Origin of the sequence: Thermus aquaticus, from assembly GCF_001280255.1 — a bacterium.
GTDB lineage: Bacteria > Deinococcota > Deinococci > Deinococcales > Thermaceae > Thermus > Thermus aquaticus.
The window spans coordinates 668,407-682,742 of record NZ_LHCI01000106.1 but is presented as its reverse complement, the minus strand read 5'-3'; the positions used below and the strand labels follow the sequence as shown (position 1 = coordinate 682,742).

Below are 14,336 nucleotides of genomic sequence, written 5' to 3'. Positions count from 1 at the left end.
CGGGGGGTCTGGGTGCGGGAGGGGGCGGAGGTGCCGGAGATTCCGCGGGAGCGTGGGTTCAAGCCTTTACCTAAGAGGTGAGTGGTGGAAAGGACCTTTGCCTGGCTGGGGCGGAACCGGCGTCTTGCCAAGGACTATGAGGAGAACCCTCGGGTAAGCGAGGCCTGGGTCTATCTGGGCATGCTACGATTGTTGGTGAAGCGGCTAGCCAGGGCCGCGTAACTGCCCCTGGAGGACTTTTACGACAGCCTCTAGGTACTCATGCCCTTGCTCTTGTTTCCCCTTTCTTTCGGCCCACCCGCCCTGGTAAGGTCCCCAGAAGCCTTTTGCCGGGGTTCCCAGCGTGGGGTGGTATCAGAGGAGGAGGCTCCAGGTCTTCCGCTCCATCTCCAGGATGCGCCTCAGGTAGTGGGCCACCACCTCCTGGTCCAGCCCCTCGAGGGCCCCCCGGGCCATGACCTCCAGGTCAAAGAGGAGGGCCTGGAACTCGGGGGCCGACCAGTGCTGGGCCAGCTCCTGCCAGGGGCCTTCCCCCTCCACGTGGGCGTTCCAGGCCTCCAGGAAAAGCCGGTTCAGGAAGTAGAAGAAGACCAAGCGGTAAGGGTAGGCGAGGCCCCCCATCTCCTCTAAAAGGCCTATGTACTCCCGGCGCACCGGGTGGACCTGGGCGCCGGGGTCCGCCCCCTGGGCGAGGAGCCAGTCCAGCTCCTCCACCGTGGCCATGAGGGCCTGGACCAAGGGAGCGCGGTGGGCCTGGGGGGCCTCCAGAAGCAGCCCCGCCTGGTAGCGGTAGAGGGCCTCCACGAAGGGGTAGTCCTGGCGGAGCCAGAAGGCGAAGCGCTCCCGGTCCCAGCGGATGGGGAGCGACTTCAAGGCCTCCAGGGCCTCGGCGTAGCGGTCCTCCAGAACCTCAAGGAGCCCCATGGGCACCTCCTATGGTCCCGTAGCGGGCGTAGCCGGTGCGCCGCAACAGGGCCACCACCTCCTTAGCGTGCTCCAGGTCCCGGGCGAAGCCGAAGAAGGCGCTCCCCGAGCCCGACATCAAGACCCCGTAAAGCCCCAGGGCCTTCAGCCGGGCTTTCACTTCCCCAAGCTCAGGGTGGAGGCGGAAGGCGGGGCCCTCGAGGCTGTTCCAGTAGGGGGGCTCCTCCCCCTGGGCCAGGGCCTTCAGGATCGCCTCTACCGGGAGCTCGGGGGCGAAGTCGTGGGGCTTCACCTCCCGGTAGACCAGGGGGGTGGGCAGGCGAAGCCCCGGGCCATAGACCACCACGGGCAGCTGGGGAAGGGCCTTGGGCTCCAGGCGCTCCCCCACCCCTCTGGCCTCGGCCACGCCCCCCATAAGGAAAAAGGGCACGTCCGCTCCCAGGGAGAGGGCCAGGGCCATGAGGTCCACCTCCGCCGGGTAAAGGGCCTTCAGGGCCAGGAGGACCTGGGCCGCGTCCGAGCTCCCCCCGCCCAGGCCCGCCCCCTCGGGCAGCTCCTTCTCCAGAACGATCTGGACCCCCCCCGGCCAGCCCGCCCGCTCCAAGTAGGCCTCCGCCGCCCGGTAGGCCAGGTTCCGCCGCCCGTAGCGTCCCTGGAAGGCGATGCCCTCAGGAATGGGCTCCACCACCACCCGGTCGCCAAAGGAGAGGGCAGCGAAGAGGGTGTGGAGCTCGTGGTAGCCGTCCTTGCGCCTCCCCAGAAGGGAAAGGCCCAGGTTGACCTTGCCTGGGGCTAGGCGTTCCATACCCGCGCCAGCGCCTCCGCTAAGGGGAGGTCCTCCTGGTAGGTGATCTTGAAGGCCGTGCGCTCCCCCTCCACCAGGGCCACGGGGTAGCCCAGGGCCCGCACCAGCTGGGCGTCGTCGGTGGCGGTAAGCCCCCGCTTCCTGGCGTAGGCGTGGGCCTCCCGGAGGAGGGCGGTGAAGAAGCCCTGGGGGGTCTGGACCAGCCGGAGCGCTTCCCGGGGGAGCACCTCCCCGTACCGGGCCTCCTCGGGGCGGACCAGGGTGTCGGGGACGGGTAGGACGGGGACCGCCGCCCCCTCCCTCCGGGTGGCCTCGAGGACCCGCTCCACCAGCTTCCGGCTCACGAAGGGGCGGGCCACGTCGTGGACCAGGACCATAGGGAGGCTCGCCGCCTCCAGGAGGCGGGCCACCGACTCCTGGCGGCTTCTCCCCCCTTCCAGGAAGGTGGCCCTGAGGCCCCTTGGGGGCTCGGCCCCGGGGGGCAGGGCCACCAGGACTTCGCTGGCCCCCTGGAAGGGCAGGAGGGCCCACTCCAGAAGGGTTCTTCCCCCCACCCGCAAAAAGGCCTTGGGCCCCAGGCCCAGGCGCTCCCCCTGCCCGGCGGCGGGGATCAGGACGGACACCTCCACCTTGCCCATGGTAGCATGGCGCCCATGAGCGCTTGGGAAGCCCTTCTCTTGGGGGTGGTGGAAGGGCTCACGGAGTTCCTCCCCGTCTCCTCCACCGGCCACCTGACCCTCCTCTTCCACCTCCTGGGCCTGCCCATAGAACAGGACGCCTTCTTAAAGACCTTCCTCATCGCCATCCAGCTGGGGGCCATCCTGGCCATCCTGCTCCTTTACGGGAGGAGGTTCCTGGCGGACCGAGCCCTTTGGCTCCGCATCGGGGTGGCCTTCGTGCCCACGGGGCTTATGGGCTTCCTCTTCTACCCCCTCATCAAGGGGGTCATCCTGGGGGACGACCGCATCGTGGTCTTCTTCCTCTTTTTTGTGGGCCTGGTCCTACTCCTGGCCGACCGCTTGGCGGAAAGGGCCCGCTACGGCGATGTCAGGGAGCTTCCCCTTTTTAGAGCGGCCTGGATCGGCTTCTTCCAGGGGCTTTCCGCCCTCTTCCCCGGCACCAGCCGGAGCGGGGCCACCATCCTGGGAGGGCTTCTTCTGGGCCTTAAGCGCAAGGCGGCGGCGGAGTTCAGCTTCCTCCTGGCCCTCCCCACCATGCTGGCAGCCACGGGCTACGATCTCCTAAAGAGCAGCCACCAGGTGCCGGAAGGGGGGTGGGGGCTTCTCCTATTGGGCTTCCTGGCCGCCCTCCTCACCGCCCTCCTCACCGTGCGCTGGATGCTGGGCTTCGTGGAGCGCTTCGGCTTCCGGCCCTTCGCCTACTACCGCATGGTCCTGGCCCTGGTCTACGCCTACTTCTTCCTACGCTAGGGCCAAAACCCGGTCCAAGGCCTCCAGGAAGACCCCGTAGGCCTCCCGCCTGGCCCCTTCCCCCATGAGGCCCAGCCGGAGCACCTGCCCCCGGGTGGGGCCGATGCCCCCCGCCACGGCCACGCCCTCGGCGTAGAGGGCCCTCACCAGCCGGTCCGCCTCCACCCCCTCGGGCGGGCGGACCACCAGGACCGTGGGGAGGGGGCTTTCCTTGGGGTAAGGGCGAAAGCCCCTAAGGCCAAGCTCCTCCAGTAGCCAGGCGTAGAGCGCCTCCGCCCGCTTTTTCCTGGCCTCTATCCCCTCCTCCAGGGCCAGGTCCAGGGCCTCGAGGAGGGCGTAGTGCAGGAGGACAGGGGTGGTGTGGTGGTACCCGCCCCGCTCCCAGTGCTCCGCCACCCGGGCGAGGTCCAGGTACCAGCCCCGCCGCCCGGTGAAGGCCCGAAGCCCCTCCTGGCTCACGGCGATGGGCGCCAGGCCCGGGGGCGCCGAGAGGCACTTCTGGCTTCCGGTGAAGGCGTAGTCCACCCCCATGGCCCGCATAGAGAAGGGGAGCATCCCCAAGGTGGTCACGGCGTCCAGAAAAAACAGGGCCCCGGCCTCCTTGGCCAGGGCCCCGATGGCGGGGGCGGGGTTCAGGACCCCGGTGGAGGTCTCCCCGTGGACCAGGGCCACCATGCGGTAGCGCCGGCGCGCAAGCGCCTTCTTCACCGCCTCGGGGTCCACGGCCTCCCCCGGGGGGAACTCCAGGACCGTGGGCTCCAGGCCGTGGAGGTGGGCCATCTCCGCCACCCTTTGGGAAAAAGCCCCGTTCACCAAGACCAGGACCGGTCCCCGATCCAGGTTGGCCAGGCCCGCCTCCATGCCCAGGCTCCCTGACCCCGCCAAAGCGGCCACCAAAGCCCCTTCCCCGGGGTCAAAGAGGACCCTTAGCCTTTCCTGGATGGCCCGGTTCACCGCCAGGACCTCGGGGTCCAGATGCCCCCGCATGGGGCGGAGCAAGGCCCTCTGCACGCGTTCGGGTATGGGTGTGGGTCCGGGGGTCAGAAGCAGCATGCCAAACCTCCCAAAAACTCAGGCCCCCGCGGGCAAACCCGGGGGGGCCCTTCCCGAAGGAAGGGGCCCCCTACCGGATAGCTCGCAGGAGCCTCATTACTGGGCACTTTAGCAAAGGGCCCGTCCCTTGTAAAGTGCTAGGTGGATGAAGGACTACTACGCCATCCTGGGGGTGAGCCGGGAGGCCACCCAGGAGGAGATCAAGCAGGCCTACCGCAGGCTGGCCCGGGAGTACCACCCGGACCGCCACCCCGGGGACAAGGCCATAGAGGAGCGCTTCAAGGAGATCAACGAGGCCTACGCTGTCCTCTCCGACCCCGAGAAGCGGGCCCGGTACGACCGGGGGCTTCTGGAAGGCCAGAGCTTCCGGGAGGAAGATCTCTTTGACCTCTTCGCCCAGGTCTTCGGCTTCCGCCGCGGGCCCGTGGCCCCCAGGGGGGAGGACCTGGAGGCGGTGGTGGAGGTGGAGCTCCAAGACCTCCTGGAGGGAAAGGAGGTGGAGGTGGCCTATAGCCGCCTGGTGCCCTGCCAGGCCTGCGGGGGCCAGGGGGGAAGGCGGGTGGCCTGCCCCACCTGCGGGGGAAGGGGGGTGGTGGAGAGCTACCACCGGGGCTTTTTCGGCACGGTGGTGAACCGCACCGCCTGCCCCCATTGCAAGGGCCAGGGCTTCCTCCTGGCCGAGGCCTGCCCCATATGCCGGGGCCGGGGCCGGGTGGCCCGGGAAGAGCGGGTGCGGGTGCGGATCCCCCCTGGCATGGACGAGGGGCAGCTCCTCCGGGTGCCGGGGTACGGCAACCTGGGTCCCGGCGGTCCCGGGGACCTCTACGTGCGCCTTCGCATCAAGCCCCACCCCCACCTCAAGCGCCAGGGGGCGGACCTCATCTACCGGCTGAGGCTGGGCCTGGCCCAGGCCGCCCTGGGCACCCGGGTGGAGGTGCCGGGGCTAAAGGGCCCCATCCCCCTGGACATCCCCCCGGGCACCGGGCACGGGGAGGTCTTTGAGCTCCCAGGGGAGGGCCTCCCCCACCCCGGGGGGCGGGGCGCCTTGCGGGTGGAGGTGGAGCTCACCGTGCCCAAGAAGCTCTCCAAGAGGGCCAGGGAGCTCCTCAGGGCCTACGCCGAGGAGGTGGGGGAGTCCGTGGCCCCCGAGGGGTTTTGGGAGAAGCTTAAGGGGTTCTTCCGCAAATAGCCCCCTTATGGTAAAGTGAGGTATTCCGGGTGGCCCTAGGGTGGCCCCCATGGGTCTAAAGCAACCCCTAGATCCCCGGATACGAGCGAGGGCTCGGAAGAAGAAGGAGCAGTATGCAGAAGGGTCGGGTCAAGTGGTTCAACGCGGAGAAGGGCTACGGCTTCATTGAGCGCGAGGGCGACACGGACGTGTTCGTCCACTTCAGCGCCATCAACGCCAAGGGGTTCCGCACCCTGAACGAGGGCGACATCGTCACCTTTGAGGTGGAGCCGGGCAAGAACGGCAAGGGCCCCCAGGCGGTGAACGTCACCGTGGTGGAGCCGGCCCGCAAGTAAAGGCCTCTGGAGGCCGCCCCGGGTTTCCCGGGGCGGTTTTTTTCACCCCCTTCTCAGGGAGGGCCGGGTAGCATGGAGGCGATGCGGACCCAAAGCTTAAGCCTCCGCCCGGTCCAGCTCTCGGACGCCGCCCTCCTCCAAGAGCTCTTCCTGAAGAGCCCCGGCTACTTCGCCCTGATCGGCATGGAGCCCCCGGGCCTCGAGGACGTGATCCGGGACCTCCACACCCTGGAGAAGGACCCCCGCCGCCGGGCCTTCCTCCTCTTCCTGGAAAGGGAGGCCGTGGGCTACCTGGACTACAAGCTCCACTACCCCAAGGCGGAGGAGGCCACCCTGAGCCTTCTCCTCATCCGGGAGGACCGCCAGGGCCAGGGCCTGGGCCAGAGGGCCCTCCGCCACCTCATGGAGAACCTGGTGGGCGTGAAGCGCCTCTACGCCGTGGTCTACGGCCAAAACCCTAGGGCCAAGGACTTCTTCCTAAAAGAGGGCTTCCGCCACGTAAAGGATGGAGGCCCCGCCGTGAGCTGGTACGTGCGCGCGCTCCGGGCGGGGCCCGACGAGGGCCTACTCTAGGCCGGCCAGCTTACGGTTTTTCTCAATGTAGGACTTCCACTGCTCGGGAACGTCCTCTTCGGGGAAGATGGCGTTCACCGGGCAGGCGGGCACGCAGGCCCCGCAGTCAATGCACTCCTCCGGGTGGATGTAGAACTGATCCCCTCCGTCATAGATGCACTCCACGGGGCAGACCTCCACGCAGGACTGGTCCTTCACGCCGATGCAGGGCTCGCAGATCACGTGCGGCATCCTTCACCTCCCGAGCAACCGCTCCCCCCTATTTTAGGCCAGGGCGCTCCCTGTCAAGGGGCCAGGCGGTAAAAGGCCTCACGGAAGATGGCCCCAAGGACCTCCTCCCCCCGCACCACCAGGACCAGGGGCTCGCGGAGGAAAAGGGGGTAGAGCTCGCTCACCGCCGCCTCCGCCTCCACGCTGGGCACCTCCTCCAGGGGCCGGATGTGATCGGAAAGCCCAAGAAGCCCTATAGGCCTCCCCTCCTGCACCAGAAGGGCCACCCCCCGGCCCTCGTAGGCCTCCGGGGCCTCCACCTGGGGGAGGGGCTTGGCCAGGCGGTACGCAGGCAGAGGGCCAAGAAGCCCAGCGGTGAGGAGGGTGGTGCAGGGGACTCGCACCGCTCTCTGGGCCACATAGAGGGCGAAGGTGAAGAAGAGGAGGAAAGCCAGACCCTCCAGCAGGCCGTAGAAGTTGAAGCCCCCCCAGCCAAGCCTTCCCCCACCGCCCAGGAGGAAGTGCACCAGCAAGGAGAAAAGGAGGGCCAGGACCAGAGCCGCCAGGTAGGCAAAAAGCCCCGCCAGGCGGAGTTCCTTCACCGTGCGCATGGGTCTAGCTTACCAGGTCCTCCTCCTTGTCCACGTCCACCCCCACCTCGGGGTAGGGGGTGACGAGGGCCTGGGCCTCCACCCCCAGGATCCGCCTGGCCCGGGCCTCCAGCTCGGGAAGGGAAAGCCTCCCCAAAAGGAGCTTCAGGAGAATGTCCAGGCCGATGAGGCGCGCCAGGGCGAGGGGCCTCTTCCTCAAGGCCACCACCCGCCTGGCCAGGGGCAGGGCCTGGAAGAAGAGGGCCTTGTCCAGAAGGAGAAGGTTGCCCCCGGTGAAGGTGCCCTCCTTGAGCCTGGCGTAGGTGCGGCGGTTTCCGGGAAAGCGGGCCTCCACGGCCTCCTTGGGCACGATGGGGTAGACCAGGGCCGCCTCCGGGGCCCTCTCCAGCACAAACCGCACCGCCTCCGGGGTCAGGTGGGGGATGTCGGCGGTGGCCACCAGGACCCGCCCCTCCACGTGGGCTAAGGCGGCCTCCAGGTTGGCGAGGAGGCTTCCCTGGTCGGGCAGGGTGAGCCTGGGAGCGGGGGAAAGCCCCGGGTTCTCGCCCAGGTAGACCGCGGGAAGGCCCGCCCCCCTTAGGGCCTCCAAAACCCACTCCGCCATGGGCCTTCCCCTAAAGGGGACCAGGGCCTTGCTCCGCACCCCATACTTCCTGGCCCAGGCCTCTTCGCCCCCAGCCAAGACGACGGCCTCCATACCCCCTATGCTATACTTTCCCCATGGCTCGGTGGCTTGCCCCCTTGGGCCTCCTCCTCACCTGGGCCCTCACCTTGTTCGCCTACTTCCAGCTCCCAAAGAGGATCCCCGCCCACTGGAACCTCCAGGGGGAGGTGGATCGCTACGGAGCCCGGGAGGAGGTCTTTCTCCTCCCCCTCGTCCTGACCCTCCTCATCTACCCCCTCCTCCACCTGGCCCCCCGCATAGACCCCAAGCTCCGGGGGCAGACCCCTGGGGTCTGGCCCTGGCTCGAGGCCCTGGTGGTGTGGAACTTCGCCCTTTTACAGGGGGCCATCCTCTACGCCACCTGGCGGCACCTCCTGGGCGCGCCCATCCCTGTGGAGCGGGCCATCCTGGGGTTCTTGGCCCCCATTTTCCTGGGCCTGGCCCTTCTCCTTCCCCGCCTTTCCCCCAACTACCTGGCCGGGGTGCGCACCCCTTGGACCCTCGAGGACCCCGGGGTATGGCGGGCCACCCATCTGCGGGCGGGGGTGGTCTTCGGCCTTTTGGGCTTCCTGGCCCTGGGAGTGGCCTTGGGCTGGCTCCCCTTCTGGCTTTGGGCCTTGGCCTTGGCCCTGGGAAGCCTTGACCTGGTGCTCTTCGCCTACCGAGCCTGGCGAAGGCGAAACCCCGGCCCCTAGGGGCCGGGGGCTTTTATGGGGTAGCCCTAGAGGGGCCTGAGCTCCAGCCTCAGGACCTGGTTGCCGGTGACCCGGATGGCCTGGACCAGGGTGCGGTAGCCGGGGGCCACCAGGGTGAGCTCGTGATCGCCGAAGGGGGCCTCCAAGCGCAGGTACCCGCCCCTGGCCACCCCCACCTCCTGGCCATCCAGGAAGACCCGGGCCTCCACGTTCAGGTAAAGCTCCAGAATGGCCCGCACGGGAACCAGCTCCACCACGAGCCTCAGGCTCTCCCCGGGCCGCACCTCCACCTGGGCCCGGTACTCCCCGTACCCGGGGGCCACCACCCTGACCTCGCGCAGGCCCGCCTCGAGGCTCACCCGAAGGGGCGCCCGGCCCACCAGGCGGCCGTCCACGTAGACCTCAGCCCCCTCGGGCCTGGCCTCCAGGTAGAGCTCCCCGGTGCGGATGGGCCTCAGGCTGGCCACAAGCCGCGTCTCCCGGCCCCGCTCCACCCGGACCGTAGCCTGGTAAGGCTCGTAGCCGGGAAGGCGGAGCTCCACCCGGTAGGTGCCCTCGTTGAGGGTGAGGCGGAGGGGCGTGCGGCCTTGGAGGCGGCCCTCCAGGTAGACTTCGGCCCCCGAGGGGCTGGACTCCAGGAAGAGGGTCCCCGTCTGGGGGATGGGGTTCAGGCGGACCTCGAGGCGGGTGGTCTCGCCCCGGCGCACCTGGACCGTGGCCCGGTAGGTCTCGTAGCCCGCGAGGCGAAGCTCCACCCCGTACCGCCCCTCGGGCAGGCTCAAGGTGAGGGGGGTGCGGCCCCTGAGGGTCCCGTCTACGTAGACCTCAGCCCCCGAGGGGGTGGAGACCACGCTTAAGGTGCCCTGCCGGGGCTCCGGGACGAGCTGGGCGAAGACCTGGACCCTTTCCCCGGGCCTGGGGTTCACCGTGACCTTGTAGACCTGGTAGCCGGGAAGCCTGAGCTCCAGATCGCGCCGCCCCGGGTTCACGGAGAGGGTCAGGGGGGTGCGGCCCTGGAGGCGGCCGTCCACGTAGACCTCGGCCCCGGTGGGCCTCGAGTCCACCACCAGGGTGGCCTGGGCCGGGGCGGTGATGCGGCCCACGTAGTAGCGGGCCACGTCCGTGACCCAGTCCCTAGGGGGCAAGGGCTCAACGATGATGGAGAGGGCCCGGGCCAGCCCCTCGGCCCCCTGGACCCTCACCCGGTTCCCCTCCACGTCCAGGATCTCCTGGATGGAGAGGGGGCGTTTGCTGGCCACCGCCAGGATGCGGTCCTCCCCCTCGGGGCCGGTCACCGTGTAGCGGTAGCGGGCCCCCGCCGGCGGGTAGCGCTGGGTCTCCCCCGCCCTTAGGAAGTTATCCCGCTCAAAGGCGTTAGGCAGAATGGGGTCAATGCGCCCATCGGCGTTGATGTTGAAGAGGTAGACGTAGGCGTCCTGGTTGACGCTCACATAGATGAAAATGGGTTCGCCGATCCGGTAAACGGCGTTCCCCCGCTTGCCCGGGTCCTTGTCCACCCACACCTTGACCTGCAGGTCCGTGGGCACCGGGTTGACGATGATGCCCTGGGGGCTCAACTGCTGCGCCAGGGCCATTCCGAGACCCAGTACCCAAAGGAGAAGCTTCCGCATACCCCTCACCTCCATCCCCAGGCTAAAGCCCGGATGTGAAAACCCTGAGGGAACAAGGCCAAGAAACCTTAAGGCTCGGCGAAGGCCCCTAGGGCGCGGAAGCGGCGGTAGCGGTCCTGGTAAAGGGCCTCGGGGGAAAGGCCCTTGAGCTCCTCCAGGGTCTTCAGGAGGGCCTCCTTGATGGCCTGGATGGCGGCCTCCGGGTCCTTGTGGGCCCCGCCCTCGGGCTCGGGGACAATGGCGTCCACCACCCTAAGTTCCAGGAGGTCTTTGGCGGTGAGCTTGAGGGCCTCGGCGGCCTTGGGGGCCTCCTTGGCGTCCCGCCAGAGGATGGCGGCGCAGGACTCGGGGCTGATCACGGAGTACCAGGCGTTTTCCATGATGAGGACCCGGTTGGCCACGGCGATGGCCAAGGCCCCCCCGCTTCCCCCTTCCCCCAGGATCAGAGCGATAGCGGGGACCCGGAGGCGGCTCATCCTCTGGATGCTTTGGGCGATGACCCAGGCCTGGCCCCGCTCCTCGGCGGAGACCCCCGGGTAGGCCCCGGGGGTGTCAATGAAGCTTAAGAAGGGGTAGCCGAAGCGGTCCGCCAGGTCCATTAGGCGCATGGCCTTGCGGTACCCCTCGGGGTGGGGCATGCCGAAGTTGCGCCTTAGGTTCTCCTTGGTGTCCCGCCCCTTCTGGTGCCCCACCACCACCACCTTCTCCCCCTCCAGGTAGGCCAGCCCCCCCACGATGGCGGGGTCATCGGCGAAGGCCCGGTCCCCATGGAGCTCCAAGAAGTCCTGGAAGGCCTTTTCCAGCACGTCCAGGGTGGTGGGCCGCCCGGGGGCCCGGGCCAGCTGCACCCGCTGCCAGGCGGTGAGGTTCCCGTAGGTCTCCCTCTTGAGGCGCTCTAGGCGCTCCTCCAGGAGGCGGATCTCCTGCTCCAGGTCCACCCCCGTGGTCCTGGCGGTCTCCCTGAGGTCCTGGATGCGCTTTTCCAGCTCCTGGATGGGCTTTTCAAACTCCAACGCCATAGGGAACCCCCGGGTGCAGGTGGCGGAGGGCCCGGACCACTTCCCCCTTCAACCTCCTGCGGTCCGTGACCCGGTCCACCATCCCGTGCTTGAGGAGGAACTCCGAGCGCTGGAAGCCCTCGGGAAGTTCCTGGCGGATGGTCTGCTTGATGACCCTGGGCCCGGCGAAGCCGATCAGGGCCCCGGGCTCGGCGAAGATGACGTCGGCAAGGGCGGCGAAGCTCGCCGTCACCCCCCCGGTGGTGGGGTCGGTGAGGATGGCCACGTAGGGGAGGCGCTTGGCCCAGAGGAGGTCCAGGCTCATCACCGTCTTGGCCATCTGCATGAGGGAAAGCGCCGCCTCCTGCATCCTGGCCCCCCCAGAGGCGGCCACGATGACCAAAGCCCGCCCCTCCTCCGCCGCCCGCTCCACCCCCCGGGCGATCTCCTCCCCCACCACGCTCCCCATGGACCCCCCGGCGAAGGCGTAGTCCATGACCAGGAGGACCGAGGGCACCCCCCCGATGGCGCAGACCCCTCCCAAAATGGCGTCGGGACGCCCCGTCTCCTCCTGGTAGGCCTTGAGCCGCTCGGCGTAGGGCTTGGTGTCCACGAAGCCCAGGGGGTCCAGGGGCCTTAAGCGGGTGGTCTCCTGGAAGGTGCCGGCATCGGCCAGCATCGCCACCCGCTCCGCCGCGGGCATCCGGTGGTGGTGGCCGCACTTGGGGCAGACCCCCAGGTTCTCCTTAAGCTCCTTCTTGTAGAGCGCCGCTCCGCAGGCCTCGCACTTGGTCCAAAGCTCGGGGACGTCCCGGTTCTCCCCGCTGGGCCGCCTCCTTCGGAAAAGCCTCTCCAGGGCCATTCACGCCTCCTTAGGGGCCTCGAGGGCCCGGGTCTCCCCGGCCACGCTCTGGCCGACGAAGACCGCCCCCGCCTCCACCTCCAGGGCCTGGGCCCGGACGTTGCCGGTGAGGCGGGCCGTCTTGGCCAGGAAGACCTTCTCTGCCACCAGGTCCGCCCTCACCTCCCCGTGGACCTGGATGGCCTGGGCCTCCACCCTTTCCCCCTCCACCCGGCCGGTACAGCCCACCTCCAGCTCCCCCTCCACCCATACGGAGCCCCGCACCAGGCCGTCTAGGCGCACCTGTCCCTTGGCCTTGAGGTCCCCCAGGACCTCGGTTTCCGGGCCCAGGTAGGTGAGGACGCGTTTCTTTCTACCCAGCATCCGCCCCATTCTACCGGGAGGCCCAGGCGGGGTCCAGGTATGGCCTGGGATCCACGGCCACGCCCCGGCGGTAAACGGAATAGTGCAGATGGGGACCCGTGGAGCGTCCCGTGGAGCCCACATAGCCCAGGACCTGGCCCCGCTCCACCCGCTCCCCCGGTCGGACCAGGAGACGGGAGAGGTGGCCGTAAAGGGTCTGGTACCCCTCGGCGTGGTCCAGGAGGACGGCGAGGCCGTAGGGGCCCATCCACCCCGCCTGGGCCACCACCCCCGAGCCCGTGGCGTGGACGGGGGTCCCGTAAGGGGCGGCGAAGTCCAGGCCGTCGTGGAACTCCATGCCCCAGCCGAAGGGGTTTTTCCGCATGCCGAAGAAGGAGGTAACGCCCTCGTAACGCCTAAGGGGAAGCCCCGCGGGCAGGCTCCGCTCTATCTCCAGGGCGCGCTCCAGGGCGGGGGTGAGCTCCTGAACCTGGTTCCTCAGGTCCAAGACCGCGGCCCGCACCTCGGCCCAGGCCTCCATGGCCCCGCCCCCCTGCCCGCCCTCCTGGTAGCGCACGGGAAGGGCGTTGATGGGGGAAAGCCCCGCCCGGCGGCGGAGCTCTTCTATGGCCCTCCTGAGCTCCTCCAGCTCCTTTTGCGTGCGCTGGGCCTCCTGGGAGAGGGCGCCGTTTTTGGCCCTTTCCGCCTCGAGGGCCAGGGATAGCCGCCTGGCCTCCTGGGAGAGGGCCTGGATCCGGGCCTCCAGGGCCCGCACCTCCCGGGCCCGGTGCCAGAGGTAGAGGTTAGCCCCGCTCCAAAGGGCCAGGAAGGCCAGAAGGAGGGCCGGGACCCAGCCGGGAAGGGAGAGGGCCCGGCTTCCTCCTCCGCTTCGGGTGAGGAGGAGGGTATAGCGGGCGGGCCGCCGTTTCATCCCGAAGGAGTATACCCCAAGGGGCCGCCCATGGTTTCTTCCCCTTTGGGGCCCCCGCCGTGGCTCTTGCCACGACGGGGTACTTATACCCTTGTTTCCCGTTTCCTTCGGCCCACCATGCCTGGTAGCTTCCCCAGGAACCTTTTGCCGGGGCCCCCATGCTGGCGCAAGCCAGCATGGGGTGGTATTAGAGGCTGTCGTAAAAGGGTGGTATCCTTGAAGGGTGCCTCTTAGACGATGTTACCCCAGCGACCTAACCGACGAGGAGTGGGCCCTCCTGGAGCCCCTCATTCCCGCCCCCAAGCCCGGCGGCCGGCCCGCCAAGGTGTCCAGAAGAGAGATCATGAACGTCATCCTTTACGTCCTGAAGAACGGCATCCCCTGGCGAGCCATGCCCCATGACCTGCCCCATTGGTCCACCGTCTACCACTACTTTCGCCGGTGGCAGAAGGAGGGGGTGTGGGAGAAAGCGGTGCAAGCCCTGGTCCGCCGGGACCGGGAGCGAGAAGGGAGACCCGCTTCCCCCAGCGCCCTGGTCATGGACAGTCAGTCGGTGAAAACGACGGAAAAAGGGGGCCCCGGGGAAACGATGGGGCGAAAAAGGTCAAAGGGAGAAAGCGCCAGATCCTAACGGACACGGGGGGCCGCCTCCTGAAGGTCTTTGTCCACCCGGCCAATGAGCATGACAAGTGGGGTGGGCGGGCCTTGCTGGCGGGGATGGACCTCTCCTTGTGGCCACGGGTGCGGAAGCTTTTCGTGGACTGGGGGTACCGGGGCCTCAAGGAGACGGCTTCTTCCCTGGGTTTGGAGCTAGAGGTGGTGGCCCGTCCCTACGCGGGGGTACGGGGGGTCTGGGTGCGGGAGGGGGCGGAGGTGCCGGAGATTCCGCGGGAGCGTGGGTTCAAGCCTTTACCTAAGAGGTGGGTGGTGGAGAGGACCTTTGCCTGGCTGGGGCGGAACCGGCGTCTTGCCAAGGACTATGAGGAGAACCCTCTGGTAAGCGAGGCCTGGGTCTATCTGGGCATGCTACGATTGTTGGTGAAGCGGCTAGCCAGGGCCGTGTAACTGCCCGTGGAGGACTTT

19 protein-coding genes are annotated in these 14,336 nt (G+C 68.5%); 7 read left to right on the top strand and 12 right to left on the bottom strand.

All coding sequences use genetic code 11. From position 1 onward, the window contains the following. The first annotated feature begins 84 nt into the window (after positions 1–84). On the top strand, positions 85–222 hold the full coding sequence (locus BVI061214_RS14180) for a transposase (RefSeq protein ID WP_162208008.1): 138 nt from the start codon (positions 85–87) through the stop codon (positions 220–222). A gap of 132 nt (positions 223–354) precedes the next feature. On the opposite strand, the gene BVI061214_RS04715 is transcribed toward BVI061214_RS14180, so the two are convergent. The 3 genes from BVI061214_RS04715 to ispD are packed head-to-tail and all read right to left on the bottom strand — an operon-like array spanning position 355 to position 2,367. After that, the gene (locus tag BVI061214_RS04715; RefSeq protein ID WP_053767480.1) at positions 355–924 is read right to left on the bottom strand and encodes a TenA family protein; all 570 of its coding nucleotides are present in this window, start codon (positions 922–924) and stop codon (positions 355–357) included. Then, a complete protein-coding gene (gene ispE / locus BVI061214_RS04710; RefSeq protein ID WP_053767479.1) occupies positions 911–1,729 on the bottom strand; it encodes a 4-(cytidine 5'-diphospho)-2-C-methyl-D-erythritol kinase in 819 nt (272 codons plus the stop codon). The genes BVI061214_RS04715 and ispE overlap by 14 nt, the downstream gene beginning before the upstream one ends. Beyond that, positions 1,717–2,367, bottom strand: coding sequence for a 2-C-methyl-D-erythritol 4-phosphate cytidylyltransferase (ispD, locus tag BVI061214_RS04705; RefSeq protein WP_003043474.1), 651 nt, complete (start codon positions 2,365–2,367; stop codon positions 1,717–1,719). The genes ispE and ispD overlap by 13 nt, the downstream gene beginning before the upstream one ends. A gap of 15 nt (positions 2,368–2,382) precedes the next feature. On the opposite strand from ispD, the gene BVI061214_RS04700 reads away from it, so the two are divergent. Then, complete coding sequence (locus BVI061214_RS04700) at positions 2,383–3,159, top strand: undecaprenyl-diphosphate phosphatase (RefSeq protein ID WP_487246344.1); 777 nt, start codon at positions 2,383–2,385, stop codon at positions 3,157–3,159. On the opposite strand, the gene BVI061214_RS04695 is transcribed toward BVI061214_RS04700, so the two are convergent. Then, the gene (locus tag BVI061214_RS04695; protein WP_053767477.1) at positions 3,151–4,212 is read right to left on the bottom strand and encodes an aminotransferase class V-fold PLP-dependent enzyme; all 1,062 of its coding nucleotides are present in this window, start codon (positions 4,210–4,212) and stop codon (positions 3,151–3,153) included. The genes BVI061214_RS04700 and BVI061214_RS04695 overlap by 9 nt on opposite strands. A 145-nt stretch (positions 4,213–4,357) precedes the next feature. Between BVI061214_RS04695 and BVI061214_RS04690 the strand changes: the two genes are divergently transcribed. The 3 genes from BVI061214_RS04690 to BVI061214_RS04680 all read left to right on the top strand — a co-directional run bounded on the left by BVI061214_RS04690 (position 4,358) and on the right by BVI061214_RS04680 (position 6,309). Next, positions 4,358–5,401 carry a DnaJ C-terminal domain-containing protein gene (locus BVI061214_RS04690; protein WP_053767476.1) on the top strand — a complete coding sequence of 348 codons (1,044 nt, stop codon included), beginning with the start codon at positions 4,358–4,360 and terminating at the stop codon, positions 5,399–5,401. Positions 5,402–5,514: 113 nt separating this feature from the next. Further along, complete coding sequence (locus BVI061214_RS04685) at positions 5,515–5,736, top strand: cold-shock protein (protein ID WP_003043467.1); 222 nt, start codon at positions 5,515–5,517, stop codon at positions 5,734–5,736. A 72-nt stretch (positions 5,737–5,808) separates the two neighbouring features. Next, entirely contained in the window at positions 5,809–6,309 is a 501-nt protein-coding gene (locus BVI061214_RS04680; protein ID WP_053767475.1) for a GNAT family N-acetyltransferase, read from the top strand. Here BVI061214_RS04680 and BVI061214_RS04675 read toward each other — a convergent pair. Genes BVI061214_RS04675 through BVI061214_RS04665 form a run of 3 tightly spaced genes read right to left on the bottom strand, consistent with a single transcriptional unit; the run spans position 6,301 to position 7,827 of the window. After that, positions 6,301–6,540 carry a ferredoxin gene (locus BVI061214_RS04675; RefSeq protein WP_003043460.1) on the bottom strand — a complete coding sequence of 80 codons (240 nt, stop codon included), beginning with the start codon at positions 6,538–6,540 and terminating at the stop codon, positions 6,301–6,303. The two genes, BVI061214_RS04680 and BVI061214_RS04675, sit on opposite strands and share 9 nt — an antisense overlap. A gap of 53 nt (positions 6,541–6,593) precedes the next feature. Beyond that, positions 6,594–7,130, bottom strand: a complete 537-nt coding sequence (locus tag BVI061214_RS04670) for a hypothetical protein (protein ID WP_003043457.1) — start codon at positions 7,128–7,130, stop codon at positions 6,594–6,596. Between the two features lie 4 nt (positions 7,131–7,134). Further along, entirely contained in the window at positions 7,135–7,827 is a 693-nt protein-coding gene (locus BVI061214_RS04665; protein ID WP_053767474.1) for an NTP transferase domain-containing protein, read from the bottom strand. A 23-nt stretch (positions 7,828–7,850) separates the two neighbouring features. On the opposite strand from BVI061214_RS04665, the gene BVI061214_RS04660 reads away from it, so the two are divergent. Next, a complete protein-coding gene (locus BVI061214_RS04660; RefSeq protein ID WP_053767473.1) occupies positions 7,851–8,489 on the top strand; it encodes a DUF1648 domain-containing protein in 639 nt (212 codons plus the stop codon). A gap of 26 nt (positions 8,490–8,515) precedes the next feature. On the opposite strand, the gene BVI061214_RS04655 is transcribed toward BVI061214_RS04660, so the two are convergent. The 5 genes from BVI061214_RS04655 to BVI061214_RS04635 form a co-directional block, all read right to left on the bottom strand. Then, the gene (locus tag BVI061214_RS04655) at positions 8,516–10,120 is read right to left on the bottom strand and encodes a PEGA domain-containing protein (protein ID WP_053767472.1); all 1,605 of its coding nucleotides are present in this window, start codon (positions 10,118–10,120) and stop codon (positions 8,516–8,518) included. Positions 10,121–10,188: 68 nt separating this feature from the next. Then, a complete protein-coding gene (locus BVI061214_RS04650; RefSeq protein WP_053767471.1) occupies positions 10,189–11,139 on the bottom strand; it encodes an acetyl-CoA carboxylase carboxyltransferase subunit alpha in 951 nt (316 codons plus the stop codon). After that, a complete protein-coding gene (gene accD, locus BVI061214_RS04645; protein ID WP_053767470.1) occupies positions 11,123–11,980 on the bottom strand; it encodes an acetyl-CoA carboxylase, carboxyltransferase subunit beta in 858 nt (285 codons plus the stop codon). Before accD ends, BVI061214_RS04650 begins: the two co-directional genes overlap by 17 nt. Further along, a complete protein-coding gene (locus BVI061214_RS04640; protein ID WP_156303220.1) occupies positions 11,981–12,352 on the bottom strand; it encodes a bactofilin family protein in 372 nt (123 codons plus the stop codon). It abuts the gene before it with no gap. A gap of 1 nt (position 12,353) precedes the next feature. Continuing rightward, complete coding sequence (locus BVI061214_RS04635) at positions 12,354–13,253, bottom strand: peptidoglycan DD-metalloendopeptidase family protein (RefSeq protein WP_053767468.1); 900 nt, start codon at positions 13,251–13,253, stop codon at positions 12,354–12,356. A 223-nt stretch (positions 13,254–13,476) separates the two neighbouring features. Here BVI061214_RS04635 and BVI061214_RS12880 point away from each other — a divergent pair. Beyond that, positions 13,477–14,318 (top strand): IS5 family transposase gene (locus BVI061214_RS12880; protein WP_428843224.1). Its coding sequence is split into 2 segments (ribosomal slippage): positions 13,477–13,813 and positions 13,813–14,318, totalling 843 coding nucleotides; the frame shifts between segments, so codons are not numbered across the junction. The last annotated feature ends 18 nt before the right edge of the window (positions 14,319–14,336 follow it).